The organism is Micromonospora sp. NPDC000089, assembly GCF_042899365.1.
Taxonomy (GTDB): Bacteria; Actinomycetota; Actinomycetes; order Mycobacteriales; family Micromonosporaceae; genus Micromonospora.
The window spans coordinates 125,750-143,765 of record NZ_JBIAZT010000007.1 but is presented as its reverse complement, the minus strand read 5'-3'; the positions used below and the strand labels follow the sequence as shown (position 1 = coordinate 143,765).

15 protein-coding genes are annotated in these 18,016 nt (G+C 71.6%); 11 read left to right on the top strand and 4 right to left on the bottom strand.

What is annotated here, in order from left to right; genetic code table 11:
* Positions 1 to 56 precede the first annotated feature (56 nt).
* From ACFY3U_RS15470 to ACFY3U_RS15460, 3 genes are all read left to right on the top strand, one after another.
* Positions 57 to 1,724 (top strand): fumarate hydratase, encoded by a 1,668-nt coding sequence (locus tag ACFY3U_RS15470; RefSeq protein WP_387201071.1) that lies wholly within the window; start codon positions 57 to 59, stop codon positions 1,722 to 1,724.
* A 99-nt stretch (positions 1,725 to 1,823) separates the two neighbouring features.
* Entirely contained in the window at positions 1,824 to 2,351 is a 528-nt protein-coding gene (locus tag ACFY3U_RS15465) for a hypothetical protein (RefSeq protein WP_387201068.1), read from the top strand.
* Positions 2,352 to 2,562: 211 nt separating this feature from the next.
* On the top strand, positions 2,563 to 3,972 hold the full coding sequence (locus ACFY3U_RS15460) for a class II fumarate hydratase (RefSeq protein ID WP_387201065.1): 1,410 nt from the start codon (positions 2,563 to 2,565) through the stop codon (positions 3,970 to 3,972).
* A 1-nt stretch (position 3,973) separates the two neighbouring features.
* Here ACFY3U_RS15460 and ACFY3U_RS15455 read toward each other — a convergent pair whose 3' ends face one another.
* Positions 3,974 to 4,279: a hypothetical protein gene (locus tag ACFY3U_RS15455; RefSeq protein ID WP_387201062.1), complete on the bottom strand. Its 306-nt coding sequence runs from the start codon at positions 4,277 to 4,279 to the stop codon at positions 3,974 to 3,976.
* A 262-nt stretch (positions 4,280 to 4,541) separates the two neighbouring features.
* Here ACFY3U_RS15455 and ACFY3U_RS15450 point away from each other — a divergent pair, with 262 nt between their 5' ends.
* The 3 genes from ACFY3U_RS15450 to ACFY3U_RS15440 all read left to right on the top strand — a co-directional run bounded on the left by ACFY3U_RS15450 (position 4,542) and on the right by ACFY3U_RS15440 (position 6,199).
* Positions 4,542 to 5,354, top strand: coding sequence for a Scr1 family TA system antitoxin-like transcriptional regulator (locus ACFY3U_RS15450; RefSeq protein WP_387201059.1), 813 nt, complete (start codon positions 4,542 to 4,544; stop codon positions 5,352 to 5,354).
* Complete coding sequence (locus ACFY3U_RS15445) at positions 5,345 to 5,533, top strand: DUF397 domain-containing protein (RefSeq protein ID WP_387201056.1); 189 nt, start codon at positions 5,345 to 5,347, stop codon at positions 5,531 to 5,533. The genes ACFY3U_RS15450 and ACFY3U_RS15445 overlap by 10 nt, the downstream gene beginning before the upstream one ends.
* Positions 5,534 to 5,626: 93 nt before the next feature.
* Positions 5,627 to 6,199, top strand: coding sequence for a GNAT family N-acetyltransferase (locus ACFY3U_RS15440; protein WP_387201053.1), 573 nt, complete (start codon positions 5,627 to 5,629; stop codon positions 6,197 to 6,199).
* Here the strand turns inward: ACFY3U_RS15440 and ACFY3U_RS15435 are convergent.
* Positions 6,159 to 6,704: a CGNR zinc finger domain-containing protein gene (locus tag ACFY3U_RS15435; protein WP_387201050.1), complete on the bottom strand. Its 546-nt coding sequence runs from the start codon at positions 6,702 to 6,704 to the stop codon at positions 6,159 to 6,161. The genes ACFY3U_RS15440 and ACFY3U_RS15435 overlap by 41 nt on opposite strands.
* Positions 6,705 to 6,781: 77 nt before the next feature.
* On the opposite strand from ACFY3U_RS15435, the gene ACFY3U_RS15430 reads away from it, so the two are divergent.
* From ACFY3U_RS15430 to ACFY3U_RS15420, 3 genes are all read left to right on the top strand, one after another.
* Complete coding sequence (locus tag ACFY3U_RS15430; RefSeq protein WP_387201047.1) at positions 6,782 to 7,744, top strand: DMT family transporter; 963 nt, start codon at positions 6,782 to 6,784, stop codon at positions 7,742 to 7,744.
* Between the two features lie 139 nt (positions 7,745 to 7,883).
* On the top strand, positions 7,884 to 9,575 hold the full coding sequence (locus tag ACFY3U_RS15425; protein WP_387201044.1) for a S8 family serine peptidase: 1,692 nt from the start codon (positions 7,884 to 7,886) through the stop codon (positions 9,573 to 9,575).
* Between the two features lie 289 nt (positions 9,576 to 9,864).
* The gene (locus tag ACFY3U_RS15420) at positions 9,865 to 13,416 is read left to right on the top strand and encodes a hypothetical protein (RefSeq protein WP_387201041.1); all 3,552 of its coding nucleotides are present in this window, start codon (positions 9,865 to 9,867) and stop codon (positions 13,414 to 13,416) included.
* Positions 13,417 to 13,470: 54 nt separating this feature from the next.
* Here ACFY3U_RS15420 and ACFY3U_RS15415 read toward each other — a convergent pair whose 3' ends face one another.
* Positions 13,471 to 14,145 carry an IclR family transcriptional regulator gene (locus tag ACFY3U_RS15415; protein WP_387201038.1) on the bottom strand — a complete coding sequence of 225 codons (675 nt, stop codon included), beginning with the start codon at positions 14,143 to 14,145 and terminating at the stop codon, positions 13,471 to 13,473.
* 63 nt (positions 14,146 to 14,208) lie between these two features.
* Between ACFY3U_RS15415 and cysS the strand changes: the two genes are divergently transcribed.
* Both cysS and rlmB read left to right on the top strand, forming a co-directional pair.
* Positions 14,209 to 15,624, top strand: coding sequence for a cysteine--tRNA ligase (gene cysS, locus ACFY3U_RS15410; RefSeq protein ID WP_387201034.1), 1,416 nt, complete (start codon positions 14,209 to 14,211; stop codon positions 15,622 to 15,624).
* Positions 15,624 to 16,751, top strand: coding sequence for a 23S rRNA (guanosine(2251)-2'-O)-methyltransferase RlmB (gene rlmB / locus ACFY3U_RS15405; protein WP_387201031.1), 1,128 nt, complete (start codon positions 15,624 to 15,626; stop codon positions 16,749 to 16,751). Before cysS ends, rlmB begins: the two co-directional genes overlap by 1 nt.
* A gap of 63 nt (positions 16,752 to 16,814) precedes the next feature.
* On the opposite strand, the gene ACFY3U_RS15400 is transcribed toward rlmB, so the two are convergent.
* Positions 16,815 to 17,903, bottom strand: a complete 1,089-nt coding sequence (locus ACFY3U_RS15400) for an ABC transporter ATP-binding protein (RefSeq protein ID WP_387201029.1) — start codon at positions 17,901 to 17,903, stop codon at positions 16,815 to 16,817.
* Positions 17,904 to 18,016 lie beyond the last annotated feature (113 nt).

Genomic DNA, 18,016 nt, shown 5'->3' with positions numbered 1-18,016 from the left:
CACGACTCACCCGGTGGGTGTCACCGATCGGCCCGGCTGCCCTAGGCTTTCCGCTCATGAGCAGTGCCGCCGCGTTCTCGTACGCCCCCTTGCTGCCGACCGGCCCGGACCAGACGGAGTACCGCCTGGTCACCGACGAGGGCGTCGATGTCGTCAACGGCCCGGGGGGCCGTCGGTTCCTCACCGTCGAGCCGGCCGCGCTGACCGCGCTGACCGCCGAGGCGATGCACGACATCGCCCACTACCTGCGCCCCGCGCACCTGGCCCAGCTGGGGTCGATCATCGACGACCCGCTGGCCTCGCCGAACGACCGGTTCGTCGCGCTGGACCTGCTGCGCAACGCCAACATCGCCGCCGGTGGGGTGCTGCCGATGTGCCAGGACACCGGCACCGCGATCGTGATGGGCAAGCGCGGCCGGCACGTGCTCACCGACGGCGCCGACGCCGAGGCCATCTCGCGCGGCGTCTACCAGGCGTACACGAAGCTGAACCTGCGCTACTCGCAGCTCGCCCCGCTGACCATGTGGGACGAGCGGAACACCGGCAGCAACCTGCCCGCCCAGGTGGAGCTGTACGCCGAGGACCCGGACGGCCACCCGGACGCGTACAAGTTCCTGTTCATGGCCAAGGGTGGCGGCTCGGCCAACAAGTCCTACCTCTACCAGGAGACCAAGGCGCTGCTGAACCCGACGCGGATGATGCAGTTCCTGGAGGAGAAGCTGCGGCTGATCGGCACCGCCGCCTGCCCGCCGTACCACCTGGCGATCGTCATCGGCGGCACCTCCGCCGAGTACGCCCTGAAGACCGCCAAGTACGCCTCCGCCAAGTACCTCGACTCGCTGCCCGGCGCCGGCTCGATGAGCGCGCACGGCTTCCGGGACCGGGAGCTGGAGGCGCAGGTGCTGGAGCTGACCCGCAACTTCGGCATCGGCGCGCAGTTCGGTGGCCGGTACTTCTGCCACGACGTGCGGGTGGTCCGGCTGCCCCGGCACGGCGCGTCCTGCCCCGTGGCGATCGCGGTGTCCTGCTCGGCGGACCGGCAGGCGGTCGCGAAGATCACCCCGTCGGGCGTGTGGCTGGAGCGGCTGGAGACCGACCCGGCGCGCTTCCTGCCCGACGTCACCGACGAGACGCTGGACGCCGAGCAGGTGGTCCAGGTCGACCTGAACCGGCCGATGGCCGAGATCCGGGCCGAGCTGTCGAAGTACCCGGTGAAGACCCGGCTGTCGCTGACCGGCCCGCTGGTGGTGGCCCGGGACATCGCGCACGCCAAGATCGCCGAGCGGCTGGACGCCGGCGAGCCGATGCCGCAGTACCTGCGCGACCACGCCGTCTACTACGCCGGCCCGGCCAAGACCCCCGAGGGGTACGCGTCGGGCTCGTTCGGCCCCACCACGGCCGGCCGGATGGACGCGTACGTGGAGAAGTTCCAGGCGGCCGGCGGCTCGATGGTGATGCTGGCCAAGGGCAACCGGTCCGGCCAGGTCACCCGCTCCTGCCAGCAGCACGGCGGCTTCTACCTCGGCTCGATCGGCGGCCCCGCCGCCCGGCTGGCGCAGGACTGCATCAAGCACGTCGAGGTGCTGGAGTACGCCGAGCTGGGCATGGAGGCGGTCTGGAAGATCGAGGTGGCGGACTTCCCGGCGTTCATCGTGGTCGACGACAAGGGCAACGACTTCTTCGCCGAGGTCACCAAGCCGGTCCTCACCGTCGGCCGCCGCTGACCCGCAAACTCCGAGAACTTCTCCTTCTCTCCCGGAGTGGCGCGGTCACTCCGGGTGCTCCCTGGCGTAGCTTCTGACGGTCCGGGGAGAGGGGGCGACGTGGGGCCCCATGTCTTCGTCGACGAGACCAAGGAGCGAGGTTTCCTGCTGGCGGCGGCAGCCGTCGAGCCGGAGCACCTCGTGGTGGCCCGGCAGGTTGTCGCCCGCCTGACCCTGCGGGGCCAGCGCAGTATTCATTTCTGCAAGGAGCGGGACGAGCGGCGTCGTCAGATCCTCACGACGATGCGAAGCCTCACAGCCGAGGTCGTCCTCTACGACGGCACGGCGTATCGCAGTCAGAAGGACGCGCGCGACGCGTGCCTGCGTGCTCTGGTCGAGGACGCTGCCAAGGCCGGCGCGGAACGGCTGGTGCTGGAGCTCGACGACTCTCGGCGGAGCGCGGACGCCCGGCTGCTCAATGCCCAGTTGCGACTCAACGGTCTCACCGGGGGCGTGCGGTACGACCACCTCCGGGCGTACGAGGACTGCCTACTCGCCGTGCCGGACGCGGTTGCCTGGAGCTGGGCGAAGGGAGGGGAGTGGCGGGCGACGGTGCGACCGATGGTCAGGGACATCCGAGAGGTGTGACCTGACCATGGAATGCGCGAAACCCGGCCCACCCACCGTCCGGAAGGCTGCCGGGTCCACTTCCAGAAGCTACTGCTCCTGGCGATCCACATCCTACCTTCCCCGACGCGTGGCCTACAACGCTTCCGCGCCGGTGTCAGGAGCCGGCCGAAGCGATCGTGGTCGCGCTGGACTGAGCGATCATCTGCGCGTCCGGGCCGGGGGCGGCAGGATGGTACGCGTGACGACTCCAGAGGCTGCCGGGTACCGGATCGAACGCGACTCGATGGGCGAGGTGGAGGTGCCCGCCGAGGCGCTATGGCGGGCGCAGACCCAGCGCGCGGTGCAGAACTTCCCGATCTCCGGGCGGGGCATCGAGCCGGCCCAGATCAAGGCGCTGGCCCAGATCAAGGGCGCCGCCGCCCAGGTCAACGCCGAGCTGGGGGTGATCGGCGCGGACGTGGCCGAGGCTATCGCCACCGCCGCCGCGCACGTCGCCGACGGCGGGTACGACGATCAGTTCCCGATCGACGTGTTCCAGACCGGCTCGGGCACCTCGTCCAACATGAACACCAACGAGGTGATCGCCACCCTGGCCACCCGCGAGCTGGGCCGGGACGTGCACCCGAACGACGACGTGAACGCCTCGCAGTCCAGCAACGACGTCTTCCCGTCCTCGATCCACCTGGCCGCCACCCAGTTCGTGGTGGAGGATCTGATCCCGTCGCTGCGGCACCTGGCCGAGGCGTTGGAGGCGAAGGCCGCCGAGTTCGAGACGGTGGTCAAGGCCGGCCGCACCCACCTGATGGACGCCACCCCGGTCACCCTCGGTCAGGAGTTCGGCGGGTACGCCGCCCAGGTCCGCTACGGGATCGAGCGGGTGGAGGGCACGCTGCCCCGGCTGGCCGAGCTGCCGCTGGGCGGGACCGCGGTGGGCACCGGGATCAACACCCCGCTGGGCTTCGCCGGCAAGGTGATCGAGCGCCTGCGGGCCTCGACCGGGCTGCCGCTGAGCGAGGCGCGCAACCACTTCGAGGCGCAGGGCGCCCGGGACGCGCTGGTGGAGACCTCCGGTCAGCTGCGCACCATCGCCGTCGGGCTGTACAAGGTGGCCAACGACGTCCGCTGGATGGGCTCCGGCCCCCGGGCCGGCCTGCGCGAGCTGCGCATCCCCGACCTCCAGCCCGGCTCGTCGATCATGCCGGGCAAGGTGAACCCGGTGGTCGCCGAGGCGATGCGCCAGGTCTGCGCCCAGGTGATCGGCAACGACGCGGCGGTGGCGTTCGCCGGCTCGCAGGGCGACTTCGAGCTGAACGTGATGCTCCCGGTGATGGGCCGCAACCTGCTGGAGTCGATCAAGCTGATCGCCGCGTCCAGCCGGCTCTTCGCCGACCGACTGGTGGCCGGCCTGGTCGCGGACGCCGAGGTCTGCCTGGCGTACGCGGAGGGCTCGCCGTCGATCGTCACCCCGCTCAACCGCCACCTCGGGTACGACGAGGCCGCCTCGATCGCGAAGGAGGCGCTGGCCAAGCAGGTGTCGATCCGTGAGGTGGTGATCTCCCGGGGGCACGTCGACTCGGGCAAGCTCACCGAGGTCCAGCTCGACGAGGCCCTCGACCTGCTCCGGATGACCCACCCCTGAGTCAGGGCGCCGCGCGTCGGCGCGCCCAGCCGAGGAAGCGGTCGAACAGGGCGGCCGGGTCGAGTCGGTCGTCCGGGTGGAGCCGGTGCAGGTCGGCGGTCGCCTCGTAGAGCACGCCGCACAGATAGACGCTGAGCCCCACCGGGTCGGCCGCGTACTCACCGACCAGGGTGAGGCGGGCGGTCGCGCACGGCCAGGGCGCGCCGCAGCGTCGACAGAGCCAGAGCGGGCGCAGCGGCAGGTGTGGCCGCGTCGGTACGCCCACCCTGGGACCCGGTGGGCGTGCTTCTCCGGAGGACCGGGGCATCTTCTCGCTCCCTACGAACCTGATGTCGTCTGCGTCATCGCCCCCGGAGGGTGGGACCGCCGGCCGGGGGAGCGGGCGGTCCCACCCGCGACCCCGCGCGGCCGGAGGGATGGCCGGGCGGATGTCGCACTTCACAGTCTGCTGATCCTCCCGTTACCGTCGGAAGGCTTCGCGGCCGCTGTGCGAGACGGCCTGCGTTCTCCGGGCCGTCGGTCGGCGCGGTCCTGGAGTCGATCAACGGCGAGCTGGAGGGCGGCTGGAGATGGCGGACGGTCGGATGACGGCGGCGGCGTTCCTGGTCGCCGAGCTGCGCCGGGCCCGGACCCGGCGGGGATGGAGCCAGGACGAGCTGGCCAGGGCCGTGAACTATTCGGCGTCGATGGTCAGCGCCGTCGAACTCGGCCAGCAGCAGCCGACGGTCAAGTACCTGGAACTGGTCGACAACGCCCTGGACACCGGCGGCATCTTCGGCCGCATGCTCACCGACCTGGTCGCCCTCGACAAGGCCCAGGTCTGGCTGCGCGGTTGGCATGCGATCCTCGCCGGAGCCTGGGCGCTCCGCTGGTTCGATCCGCTGCACGTTCCCGGGCTGTTGCAGACCGAGGAGTACGCCAGGGCAGTCTTCCGATCCGACCCGCTGCTCAGCCCGGACGAGATCGAGCGGCGGTTGGGCGACAGGATGGACAGTCAGGCCGTGCTGTACGCCGAGCGGCCGCTACGACTCGTCGTGGTCACGGACGAGGCGGTGCTGCGCCGACGGGTCGGTGGCCGGAAGGTCATGCACGACCAGGTCCTGCACCTCGTCCGCCTGGCCACCGAGCATCCCGAGGTTCGGCTCCACGTTGTGCCGTGCTCCGCCGAGGAGTACCCCGGCCTGAACGGCCCGTTCATTCTGGCGAGCCTGCCAGGCGAGGTGGAGCTGGCGTTCCTCGGCGGTCAGATCGGCGGTCAGGAGCTGGACCGCCCGGCCGATCTGGCACGCCTGCAACGGACCTGGGAGGCTACGCTCGGCGCGGCGCTGCCGCCGCAGGAGTCGATCGATCGGTTGAGGGAAGTAGCGGATTCATGGAGTTGACCGGCGCGGTCTGGCGCAAGAGTCGACGCAGCGGATCGAACGACCAGTGTGTCGAGGTGGCGAGCAATCTGCCGGGCGTGGTCGGGGTGCGGGACAGCAAGGACCCGGCCGGTCCGGTGCTCACCTTCGACGCGTACACCTGGCGGGTCTTCGTGGCCGCGCCGCCGCGACCGGCGTGACCGGGTCCGCCCGGCGCGGAGATCGCCCTGGTCGACCGCGCCGCCGGCGATAATCGGTCGCCGGCCTGGCGGGTGGCGGCGATGATCCCCGGCATGACCGCCGACGTGCTGCTGGAGACCGCCCGGTTGCGGCTGCGCCGCTTCACCGCCGCCGACGAGGACCGACTGGTCGAGCTGGACGGTGACCCCGAGGTGATGCGCTTCCTCACCGGCGGTGCGCCCACCCCGCGCGCGACCGTCCGGGACGAGCAGCTGCCCCGGTTGCTGGCCGGCTACGACCGGCACCCCGGGCTGGGCCGGTGGGCGGCGGAGGACCGGGCGACCGGTGGGTTCGTCGGCTGGTTCGCGTTGGACCCGTCCGAGGACGGCACGGAGGCGGAGCTGGGTTACCGGCTGCGCCGCGCGGTCTGGGGGCGGGGGCTGGCCACCGAGGGCTCCCGCGCGCTGGTCCGGCACGCCTTCGACACGGTCGGTGTGCGGCGGGTGTGGGCGCAGACGATGGCGGTGAACGCCGGCTCCCGGCGGGTGATGGAGAAGGCGGGCCTGCGGCACGTGCGCACGGTCCACCCGCACTTCGCCGACCCGATCCCGGGCACCGAGCACGGCGAGGTGGAGTACGAGCTGCTCAGGACCGACCGGCCGCCTTCCGCGCCCGGTACGCGCTGACCGCGGCCCGGTTGCCGCAGCCCGCCTCGCAGAACCGGCGGGACCGGTTCTTCGACAGGTCGACCAGCACGTTGTCGCAGTCGGGGTGCGCGCAGCGGCGCAGTCGGGCCAGCTCGTCGCCGCGGACCAGGTCGGCGATCGCCATCGCCGCCTCCACCGCCATCCGGGTGGTCAGCGGGGCGTCCCGGGGGACGGCGTGCAGGTGGTACGGCTGGTCGTCGTGCCGGATGAGCTGGGGCAGCGCCTGGGAGTCGCGTAGCAGCTCGTTCACGATCTCGACCACCTCGTCGGTGTCGGCGTGCCAGATCCGGCGCAGCCGGGGGCGCAGCCGGCGCACCGCGCGCAGCTCGGCCTCGGTCCGCTCGTGCCGGCCGGTCCAGCCGTGGGCGACCAGGAAGGCGTCGAGGGCGGCCACGTCGGGCAGCAGCTCGCCCTCGTCGCTGTCGGTGTTGACCAGGGCGGCGGCCGCGGTCAGCCCGCACTCCGTGTCATGAGCGAAGAGCAACCTGACTCCTGTCAGCCGGGGCCGATACGGTCATGACCGTAAGCATACTTTGCCAATGGCGCAGCGAGGAGTGCCCGATGCCGCAACGATCCCCCGCCGGGGCGGGCCTGGGCCTCGCCCTGCTGTCCGCGGTCACCTTCGCCACCTCCGGCACCTTCGCCCGCTCGTTGATCGGGGCCGGCTGGTCGGCCGAGGCGGTGGTGCTCGCCCGGGTCGGCGTCGCCGCCCTGGTGCTGGCGGTGCCGGCGACGCTGGCCCTGCGCGGCCGGGTCGAGGTGCTGCGCCGTAACCTCGGCCCGGTCGGCGTCTTCGGCCTGCTCGGCGTCGCCGTGGCCCAGGCGTGCTTCTTCAACGCCGTCCGCTACCTGCCGGTCGGGGTGGCGCTGCTGCTGGAATATCTCGGCATCGTCCTGGTGGTCGGCTGGCTGTGGCTGGTGCACGGGCAGCGCCCCCGCCGGCTCACCGTGGTCGGCTCGGTGACGGCGCTGGCCGGGCTCGCTCTCGTGCTGGACCTCACCGGCGCGGGCCGGCTCGACCCGGCCGGCGTGCTGTGGGGCCTCGGCGCCGCCGTCGGTCTGGCCGGCTACTTCGTGCTGGCCGCCCGGGCCGACCCGGCGCTGCCGTCGGTCACCCTGGCCAGCTTCGGCATGGGCGTGGGCGCCGTCGTGCTGGCCGTGCTCGGGCTGGTCGGGGTGCTGCCGCTGCGGGCCACCTTCGGCGCCGTCGAGTTCGCGGGCCGGCACACCAGCTGGCTGGTGCCGATCGCCGGGCTGTCGCTGATCGCCGCGGTGGTCGCGTACCTCACCGGGATCGCGGCCGCACGCGTGCTCGGCGCCCGGCTCTCCTCGTTCGTCGGGCTGACCGAGGTGATGTTCGCCGTCCTCATCGCCTGGCTGTTCCTCGGCGAGTTGCCGAGCGTGGTGCAGCTGCTCGGCGGGGCACTGATCGTCGCCGGGGTGGCCCTGGTCCGGCTGGACGAGCTGCGCGGGGCCCGCGCCGACCGGGCCGCCGAGCGGGCGGAGGAGCCGGCCCTGGCATGACGGTCACCGTCCGGTGTGGCCGCGCTCCCAGCGCACCGGTCGAGGCCGTTTAACTCATCAATTCGGACACACGTCTGGCGAAACATCCATCAGTGCTGTGTGATGGCTGCCACGTCCCTCAACGAGAGGATCTGATGTGGTGAGCAAGCGCTTCACCGTCGGGGCCGTCGCGACCGCGGCGACCCTGGCACTCACGGTGACCGGATTGATGGCTCCGGCCAACGCCCAGCCGACCAGCAGCCGGACCTTCACCGTGGTCGCGGAGGACGGCGTGTCGGCGGAGACGGCGATCGCCGCGATCCGGGCCGCCGGCGGCACCGTGGTGTCCCGCACCGACGACGTCGGCATGTTCCAGGTGCGCAGTGGCCGGGCGGACTTCGCCGCCAGGGCGACCGCCGCCGGCGCCCTGCTCGGGGCCACTGAGCAGAAGGCCATCGGCCGCAAGCCCAAGCTCGACCGGGTCGAGCAGGAGCACCTGCTCGCCCAGGCGAAGGCCGCCGCCAAGGGCAAGGGCAACGCCAAGGGCAAGAAGCTCGACCCGTTGGACGACAAGCTCTGGGGCCTGGAGATGATCCGCGCCGACAAGGCGCGCAAGGTCGAGCCGGGCGACAAGCGGGTCACCGTCGGCATCCTGGACACCGGCGTCGACGCCAGCCAGCCCGACCTCGCGCCGAACTTCAACTGGGCGCTGTCGCGCAACTTCGCCCCGGACCTGACCGACATCGACGGCGCGTGCGAGGTGCCCAGCTGCCTCGACCCGGTCGGCACCGACGACGGCGGTCACGGCACCCACGTCGCCGGCACCATCGGCGCGGCCGCCAACGGCTTCGGCCTCTCCGGCGTCGCCCCGAACGTCTCCCTGGTCGAGCTCAAGGGTGGCCAGGACTCCGGCTACTTCTTCCTCGACCCGGTGGTCAACGCCCTGGTGTACGCGGGCCGGAACGGCCTCGACGTGGTGAACATGTCGTTCTACGTCGACCCGTGGCTCTACAACTGCACCGCCAACCCGGCCGACTCGCCGGAGGCGCAGGCCGAGCAGCGGGCCATCATCAAGGCGATGAAGCGGGCCCTGGAGTTCGCCCACCGTAAGGGCGTCACCCTGGTCGGCGCGCTGGGCAACAACCACGAGGACCTGGGCGCGCCGCGCACCGACGTCTCCAGCCCGGACTACGGCTCCGACCCGTACCCGCGGCCGATCGACAACGAGAGCTGCTGGGACCTGCCCACCGAGGGCCCGCACGTGATCGGCGTGTCGTCGGTCGGCCCGTCCGGCAAGAAGGCCGACTACTCGAACTACGGCACCGAGCAGATCTCGGTCGCCGCGCCGGGTGGCTGGTTCCGGGACGGCTTCGGCACCGACACCTACCGGACCAACGGCAACGAGATCCTCTCCACGTACCCGAAGAAGGTGCTGCAGGAGGAGGGCACCGTCGACGAGGACGGCAACATCGTTCCCGGCAACGAGGACCTGGTCTTCAAGCAGTGCACCAAGAAGGGTGAGTGCGGGTACTACACGTACCTGCAGGGCACCTCGATGGCGTCGCCGCACGCCGCCGGCGTGACCGCCCTGATCGTCAGCCGGTACGGCAAGCAGCAGGGCCGCAACGGGTTCGGCATGAGCCCGGACCTGGTCGAGCAGCACCTCTACCGGACGGCCGCCGAGCACGCCTGCCCGGAGCCGCGCCTGCAGAGCTACACCAACGAGGGCCGTTCCGCCGAGTTCGACGCGTACTGCGCCGGCTCGCTGAACTTCAACGGCTTCTACGGGTACGGCATCGTCGACGCGTACGCCGCGGTGACCACCCCGCTGCGGCCGCACGCCCAGCCGTAACGCACGCACCGCCCCACGGGGCCCGGTCGACTCGGTCGACCGGGCCCCGTGCCATTTCCCGCGAGGCCGGCTTCCCCCGCCGGCAACCATCGCGATGGGTAATCCCACCGGCCCACTGTCCGCTTCGGGACCAATGACGTTTCTGCTGCTCAGGGCGCATGTGCCGGCCGAAAGTCCCTGTCGTTCTTGAACGGCGCGCTGTTGGCTGAATACGAAGAGTTACAGCTAGCGCGAGCCGGTGGCCCGGGGAGGGTGCGACGGTCGGCGGTCCGCGCGGGGAGGAACCAGCATGTCGGACGAGACCACCACCAGGGGGACCGCGATTCCGAGACAGGCCGGCACCGACGCCGCGCCCGCCATCGGCCCCGGCGACCCGCCGGACTACTTCGGACTCGTACCCAACTACGCCAACAGCCCGCTGCCGGTCGTGGTCGGCGGAGTCGTGCAGCCGAACACCGGCATCCGGAAGTTCGTCGACGGGCTGCCCGGGATCGGCCCCACCAACGCCAACGGCCTGGGCAACTACATTCCGCGGGCGGTGCCGGACACCATCACCTACCCCGGGTCCGACTACTACGAGATCGGCATCCAGCAGTACACCCAGCGGCTGAGCTCGAGCCTGCCGGCGACCCGGCTGCGCGGCTACAAGCAGCTCAACAACGGCACCGACCTGTCCGGCCACAACACGGTCGCGCCGCCGGCCCGGCCGTTCTACTGCGGCCCGGTGATCTTCGCGAAGCGGAACCGTCCGATCCGGATCAAGCTGGTCAACCAGCTGCCCACCGGCCCGGCCGGCAACCTCTTCCTGCCGGTCGACACCACCATCGGCGGCGCCGGCACCGGGCCGCTGAGCCCCACCGAGCTCTACACCCAGAACCGGGCGGTGATGCACCTGCATGGCTCGGAAACCCCTTGGATCAGCGACGGCACGCCGCTGCAGTGGTTCACCCCCGCCGGCGAGGTCACCTCGTACCCGAAGGGCGCCAGCTTCGCCAACGTGCCGGACATGCCCGACCCGGGCCCCGGCGCGGTCACGCTCTACTTCCCGATGCAGCAGAGCGCGCGGATGATGTGGTTCCACGACCACACCGAGGGCACCACCCACCTGACCGTCTACAGCGGTCAGCTCGGCTTCCTCCTTCTGGAGGACCCGGTCGAGCAGCAGCTGGTCATCGACGGGGTGATCCCCGCCGAGCAGATCCCGATGATCATCCAGGACAAGACGTTCGTCCCCGACCCGGCGCAGCTGGCGGCCGAGGACCCCACCTGGGACACCGTCAACTGGGGCGGCAAGGGCAGCCTCTGGGCACCGCACGTCTACATGCCCAACCAGAACCCGTTCAACGACGCGGGTGCCAACCCGATGGGTCGCTGGGACTACGGCCCCTGGTTCTGGCCGCCGTTCACCGGCATCGAGTTCGGCCCGGAACCCAACCCGTACTACGACCCGGTGCTGCGGCCCTGGGAGCCGCCGGTGCAGCCGGCCACGCCGACCCCGTCCATCACGCCCGAGGCGTTCCAGGACACCCCGCTCATCAACGGGTACACCTATCCGATCATCCCGGTCCAGCCGAAGGCCTACCGGTTCCGCATCCTCAACGCCTGCAACGACCGGACGCTCAACCTGCAGCTCTACTACGCGGCGGCGAACGGGGCGATGTGGTCGCCGACCAGTGAGCTGCTCAACGGCGACGCCGGTGAGGTGGACATGGTGGAGGCCTGCCCCACCCCGGGCTTCCCACCCACCTGGCCCACCGACGGCCGGGAGGGCGGGGTGCCCAACCCCGACGCCCGCGGCCCGGACTGGATCCAGATCGGCAACGAGGGCGGCCTGCTGCCGCACGTCGCGATCATCCCGCCGCAGCCGATCAACTACGAGTACGACCGCCGCTCGATCACCGTGCTCAACGTCTCCGACCACTCGCTGCTGCTCGGGCCGGCCGAGCGGGCCGACGTGATCGTCGACTTCTCCTCGGTGCCCAGCGGCACCAACATCATCCTCTACAACGACGCCCCGGCGCCGATGCCGGCGTACGACACCCGCTACGACTACTACACCGACGACCCGGACCAGACCGACACCGGTGGCGCACCGACCACGCTGCCCGGCTACGGCCCGAACACCCGGACCATCGCCCAGTTCCAGGTCGGTGGCGCCCAGGCCGCGCCGTTCGACCTGGCCCGGCTGGAGACCCGGCTGCCGCAGGCGTACGGGCAGAGCCAGCCCAAGCCGATCGTGCCGGAGAAGGCGTACGACGCGGCCTTCGGCACCGTCACGCCGAACAACACCTACGTGGCGATCCAGGACACCGAGATCACCTTCGAACCGATCGGCGGCACCGGCCCGGTCACCCTGCCGCTCGGGCCCAAGGCGATCGTCGAGGACTTCGACCCGACGTACGGCCGGATCCTCACCAACCTGGGCGTGGAGCTGCCCAAGACCAGCGCCTTCATCCAGACCACCATCCCGCTGCCCTACATCAACCCGCCCACCGAGATCCTCACCATGTCGAACCTGGCCACCCCGGTCGGCTCGCCGGGTGACGGCACCCAGCTGTGGAAGGTCACCCACAACGGGGTGGACACCCACTTCATCCACTGGCACTACTTCAACGTCCAACTCATCAACCGGGTCGGCTGGGACGGCGTCTACAAGCCGCCGGACGCCAACGAGGTGGGGTGGAAGGAGACCGTGCGGATGAACCCGCTGGAGGACTGCATCATCGCGATGCGGCCGGCCATCCCGAACCCGCTGCCCTTCAAGATCGGCAACAGCGTCCGGCTGCTGGACCCCACCCAGGTGCCCGGCACCACCAACGGCTTCGCCCAGATCGACCCGCAGACCGGCAACCCCGCGGTGGTGGCCAACGTGCCCTACGACTTCGGCTGGGAGTACGTCTGGCACTGCCACATGGTCGACCACGAGGACTTCGACATGATGCGCCCGATGGTGATCAACGTGGCCCCGAAGGCGCCCACCAACCTGCGGGCCACGCCACGGCCCGGGTCGGCGACCGAGCGGCCCTCGATCATCCTGGACTGGGACAACCCGGGAGGGCTGCCGGCGGCCACCCAGGTCACCCTGCAACGGGCCACCGACCCCGCCTTCACCACCGGCCTGACCGTCTTCACCTTCGCCGGCTTCGCCAACGGGTTCGGCGACACCACGGTGGTCCCGGGGGTCACCTACTACTACCGGGTGCGGACGGAGAACACCGTCGCGTACTCGGCCTGGTCGAACACCGCCTCGGCGGTGGTCAACCTGACCGCGCCCACCAACCTGACCGCCGTCCAGGCCTCGGGCAGCCCGCTGCGAGTCAACCTGACCTGGGTCAACACGTCCTTCGCCACCAGCGTCGAGCTGCAACGGGCGACCAACCCGACCTTCACCGCCGGGCTGGTCACCACCACCCTGCCGGCGGGCACCTCGTACACCGACACCACCGTGGCGGCGAATACCACCTACTACTACCGGGTGCGGACCATCTACAACGGCGTCCCCTCGCCGTGGTCCAACACCGCCACGGTCACCACCACCAGCAGCGCGCCGGCCACGCCGACGAACTTCCAGGGCACGGCGGTCGCCGCCGGCGCCACCGCCACGGTGAACCTGAGCTGGCAGGAGAGCGCCGCCAGCGTGGTCGACACGTTCACCATCCAGCGGGCCACCAACATCACCTTCACCGCGAACCTGACCACCATCACGGTGCCGGGGACCAGTCGGGCCTACGCCGACACCGGCCGGGCCCGGGGCACCTCGTACTTCTACCGGATCCAGGCGGTCAACGTGGTGGGCGCCTCGGCGTTCACCACCCCGATCAACGTGATCACCCCCGCCTGACCACCGACCGAACCCGGGGTGGCCGTCCGTGTGACGGCCACCCCGGCCGGCGTCCTACGACAGCGCGACGGCGATCGCCTCGGCGGCGGCGGCCACCTGGGGGCCGACCGTGGCCAGCTCCAGCGGGGCCAGGGCGACCACCCCGACGCTCGCCTCCAGCCCCGGCACCCCGAGCACCGGGGCCGCCACCCCGTACGCCCCGGACTGCAGCTCACCGGCGGTGCTCACCGGCCCCGGGTCACCCGCCCGGCCGGCCAGGATGGCCCGCCCGGCGGCACCGCGCTCCAGCGGATGCCGGGCCCCGGTCCGGTACGCCACGTGGAACGACGTCCAGCTCGGCTCCACCACGGCCAGTGCCATCCCCTCGCCGGCGTCCACCACGGTCAGGTGCGCGGTGGCGCCCGCCTGCTCGGCGAGCCGGCGCAGCGCGGGCAGCGCCCCCTCGGCCAGCAGCGGCTGCGCCCGCCGGGCCAGGTGCAGCACGCCCGCGCCCAGCCGCAGCCGGCCGTCGGCGTCCCGCCGCAGCATGTCGTGCCCGGCGAGGGCGCCGACCAGCCGGTAGACCGCCGCCCGACCCACCCCGAGCCGGTTCGCCGCCTCGGTCACGGTCAGCCCGGCCGGCGCGTCGGCGACCAGGTGCAGCAGGCGCAGGCCGCGGTCGAGGGTCTGGGACGTCTCGCCGGCCGGGCCCCGCCCGCCCGGGCCGTCCGTCCGCGCGGGCGTGTCCACAGCACGCAGCGTACGGCCCGGCTCCGGCGGACCCCGGAAAGCATGGACGGCTACCCTTGTACGGTGACGCTACGCCTGTATGACACCGCCACCCGATCGGTGCGGGGCTTCGTCCCGCGGGAAGCCGGCAAGGTGGGGGTCTACCTGTGTGGTCTCACCCTGCAGGCTCCGCCGCACATCGGTCACCTTCGCTCCGGCGTGAACTACGACGTGTTGCGCCGCTGGCTGCTCGCCGCCGGTCTCGAGGTCACCTTCATCCGCAACGTCACCGACATCGACGACAAGATCCTGGTCAAGGCGCAGGAGCAGGGTCGGCCGTTCTGGTCCATCGCGTACGCCAACGAGCAGATCCTCGCCGGGTCGTACCGCGCGCTGAACGTGCTGCCGCCGACGTACGAGCCGCGGGCCACCGGGCACGTGCCGGAGATGCACCAGCTGATCGCCCGGCTGATCGAGACCGGGTACGCCTATCCCGCCACCGACGGCTCCGGTGACGTCTACTTCGACGTGGCGTCCTGGCCGGCGTACGGGTCGCTGTCCGGCCAGTCGCCGGCCGACATGCAGTCCGCCGGGGACGCGCCCGACCGGGGCAAGCGCGACCCGCGGGACTTCGCGCTGTGGAAGGGCGTCAAACCGGACGAGCCGGCCGACGCCTACTGGCCCTCGCCCTGGGGGCGGGGCCGGCCGGGCTGGCACATCGAGTGCTCGGCCATGTGCTGGCGCTACCTGGGCGCCGAGTTCGACATCCACGGCGGCGGGCTCGACCTGACCTTCCCGCACCACGAGAACGAGATCGCCCAGTCCCAGGCGGCCGACCTGCCGTTCGCCCGCTACTGGGTGCACCACGGCCTGCTCAGTATCGGCGGCGCCAAGATGGGCAAGTCGCTGGGGAACGCGCTGGGCCTCGACTACGTCGCCTCGCTCGGGGTGCGCCCGGTCGAGCTGCGCTACTACTACGCGGCCGCCCACTACCGCTCCCGGATCGACTACTCGGAGGACGCGCTGCGCGAGGCGGCGGTGGCCTACCGGCGGATCGAGGGCTTCGTGCAGCGGGCCGTCGAGCGGGTCGGCGCCGGGCAGCTCGGTGAGCTGCCGGCCGGCTTCGTCGCCGCGATGGACGACGACCTGAACACCTCCGCCGCGCTGGCCGTGCTGCACGAGGCGGTCCGGGACGGCAACACCGCGCTGACCGCGGGCGACGATGTGACCGTCCGCACGACTCTGGCCGCCACCCGGGCGATGCTGGATATCCTCGGCGTCGACCCCCTGGACCCGGCCTGGACCGGCGGCGACCGCTCCGGCGACCTGCGCGGTGTGGTGGACTCCCTGATCGCGCTCGCCCTCCAGCAGCGCGCCCAGGCCCGCAGCCGCAAGGACTGGGCCGCCGCGGACGCCGTACGTGACCAGCTCAAGCAGGCCGGCGTGGTGGTCGAGGACACCCCCCAGGGCCCCCGTTGGACTATTGGAGAGCAGGACTGATGGCCGGCAACTCGCAGCGCCGTGGCCGGCGACTGACCCCGAAGCAGGGCGCCCCCAAGGGCTCCGGCGGCAAGAACAAGGACTCCCTCGCCGGCCGGGGCCGCACCCTGCCGGCCGACGAGCGGCCCTGGCACAAGGCGTACTCGGGCACCGAGAAGCTGCCCCAGCGCACCGCCTGGAAGCAGGACAAGGAGCGCCGCGCGGCGGCCGAGGAGGGGCGCGCCCCCAAGATCGGTCAGCCCGGCAGCAAGGACACCACCTGGGGCAAGGGCACCAAGGGCGTCGCCCCGACCCGGGGTGGCGCCGGTGGCCGGGGTGGCAAGCCCGCCGGCCCCCGCGGCCCGCGGGTGGCCCCCGGCCGCAAGTCCAACCCGTCGAAGGACGGCCCCGAGCTGCTGGTCGGGCGCAACCCGGTGCTGGAGGCGCTGCGCGCCGCGGTGCCGGCGACCGCGCTCTACACCGCCCAGGGCATCGACATGGACGATCGGGTCAAGGAGATCATCCGGACCGCCGCCGACCGGGGCGTGGCCAACCTGGAGATCAGCCGGAACGAGCTGGACCGGATGACCGGCGGGGTGCTGCACCAGGGCGTCGGCCTCCAGGTGCCGCCCTTCGCCTACGAGCCCTTCGAGGACCTGGTCGCCGCCGCGCTCGAGCAGAGCGCCCCGCTGCTGGTCGCGCTGGACGGCGTCACCGACCCGCGCAACCTCGGCGCGGTGATCCGCTCCGCCGCCGCGTTCGGCGCGCAGGGTGTCTTCGTACCCGAGCGGCGGGCCGCCGGGATCACCGCGACCGCCTGGCGGACCAGCGCCGGCGCGGCCGCGCGGGTCCCGGTCGCGCAGGTCACCAACCTCACCCGGTCGCTGAAGGCCTGCCAGGACGCCGGCTTCATGGTGGTCGGCCTGGACGCCGACGGTGAGACCGACCTGTACGACCTGGAGGCCGCCGTCGGCCCGCTGGTCGTGGTGGTCGGCTCGGAGGGTCGCGGGCTGTCCCGGCTGGTCGGCGAGACCTGCGACCTGACCGTCAGCATCCCGATGGTGTCCGACGTGGAGTCGCTCAACGCCAGCGTCGCCGCCGCGGTGACCCTGGCCGAGGTGGCCCGGCGCCGCGCCGCCGAGGCCTGAGCCACACCGCAGACACGAAAAGGGGCGGCCCGCTTCGGCGGGCCGCCCCTTCGTCGTCGTACGTCAGATCCGCAGGCCGGTGGCCGAGTTGAAGATGTGGGTGTTGGTCCGCGGCTTGACGAACACGGTGTCACCCATGTTCGGCATGGTGCGCCTGTCGGTGCGGACCACGAACCGCTCGTCGTGGCCCTCCAGCGCGGCGTGGCCGTAGACGTTGGCGTCGGAGCCCAGGTCCTCGACCAGCTCGACCACGACCGGCATGCCGCCCTCGTTCGGGCTGACCAGGTCGCAGTCCTCCGGACGGAAGCCGACGGTCACCTTGCCGTCGCCACCCTCGCTGCGGGCCGCCGCGACCTGCTCCCGGGTCAGCGGGATGTACATCTCGGCGAAGGCGGCGCCCTGCTCGGTCAGCGGCACGGTCTTGATGTTCATGGCGGGGGAGCCCATGAAGCCGGCGACGAAGACGTTGGCCGGGGTGTCGTAGAGCGCGCGCGGGGTGTCCACCTGCTGGAGCACGCCGTCGAGCATGACCGCCACCCGGTGACCCATGGTCATGGCCTCGACCTGGTCGTGGGTGACGTAGACCGTGGTGATGCCCAGCTTGGCCTGCAGCGAGGCGATCTGGGTACGGGTCTGCACGCGGAGCTTGGCGTCGAGGTTCGACAGCGGCTCGTCCATGAGGAAGACCTGCGGCTCGCGGACGATCGCCCGGCCCATCGCGACCCGCTGGCGCTGACCACCGGAGAGCGCCTTCGGCTTGCGGGAGAGGTAATCCTCCAGCTGGAGGAGGTTCGCCGCCTCCTTGACCCGACGGTCGATCTCGTCCTTGGAGGTCTTGCGCAGCTTCAGCGCGAACGCCATGTTCTCGTACACCGACATGTGCGGGTAGAGGGCGTAGTTCTGGAAGACCATCGCGATGTCGCGGGCCTTCGGCGGCAGGTGGGTGACGTCCCGGTCGTCGATGTAGATCGCGCCGTCGTCGACGTCCTCCAGGCCGGCGAGCATGCGCAGGCTGGTGGACTTACCACAACCGGACGGGCCGACCAGGACGAGGAACTCCCCGTCGCCGATCTGGAGGTCGAGCTGGTTCACCGCGGGGCGCTCGGTGCCCGGGTAGACCCGGGAGGCCTTCGCGTACGTGACCGTAGCCATGAGGGTGCGCTTCCTTTCACCGGCAGGAACGTGCCGGACGATCCGAGTGAAGGAGCCGCCGGCACCGCGTCGGTGCCGGCCCACGGGCGATCAAGGTGTCGTCCGTGTCACTG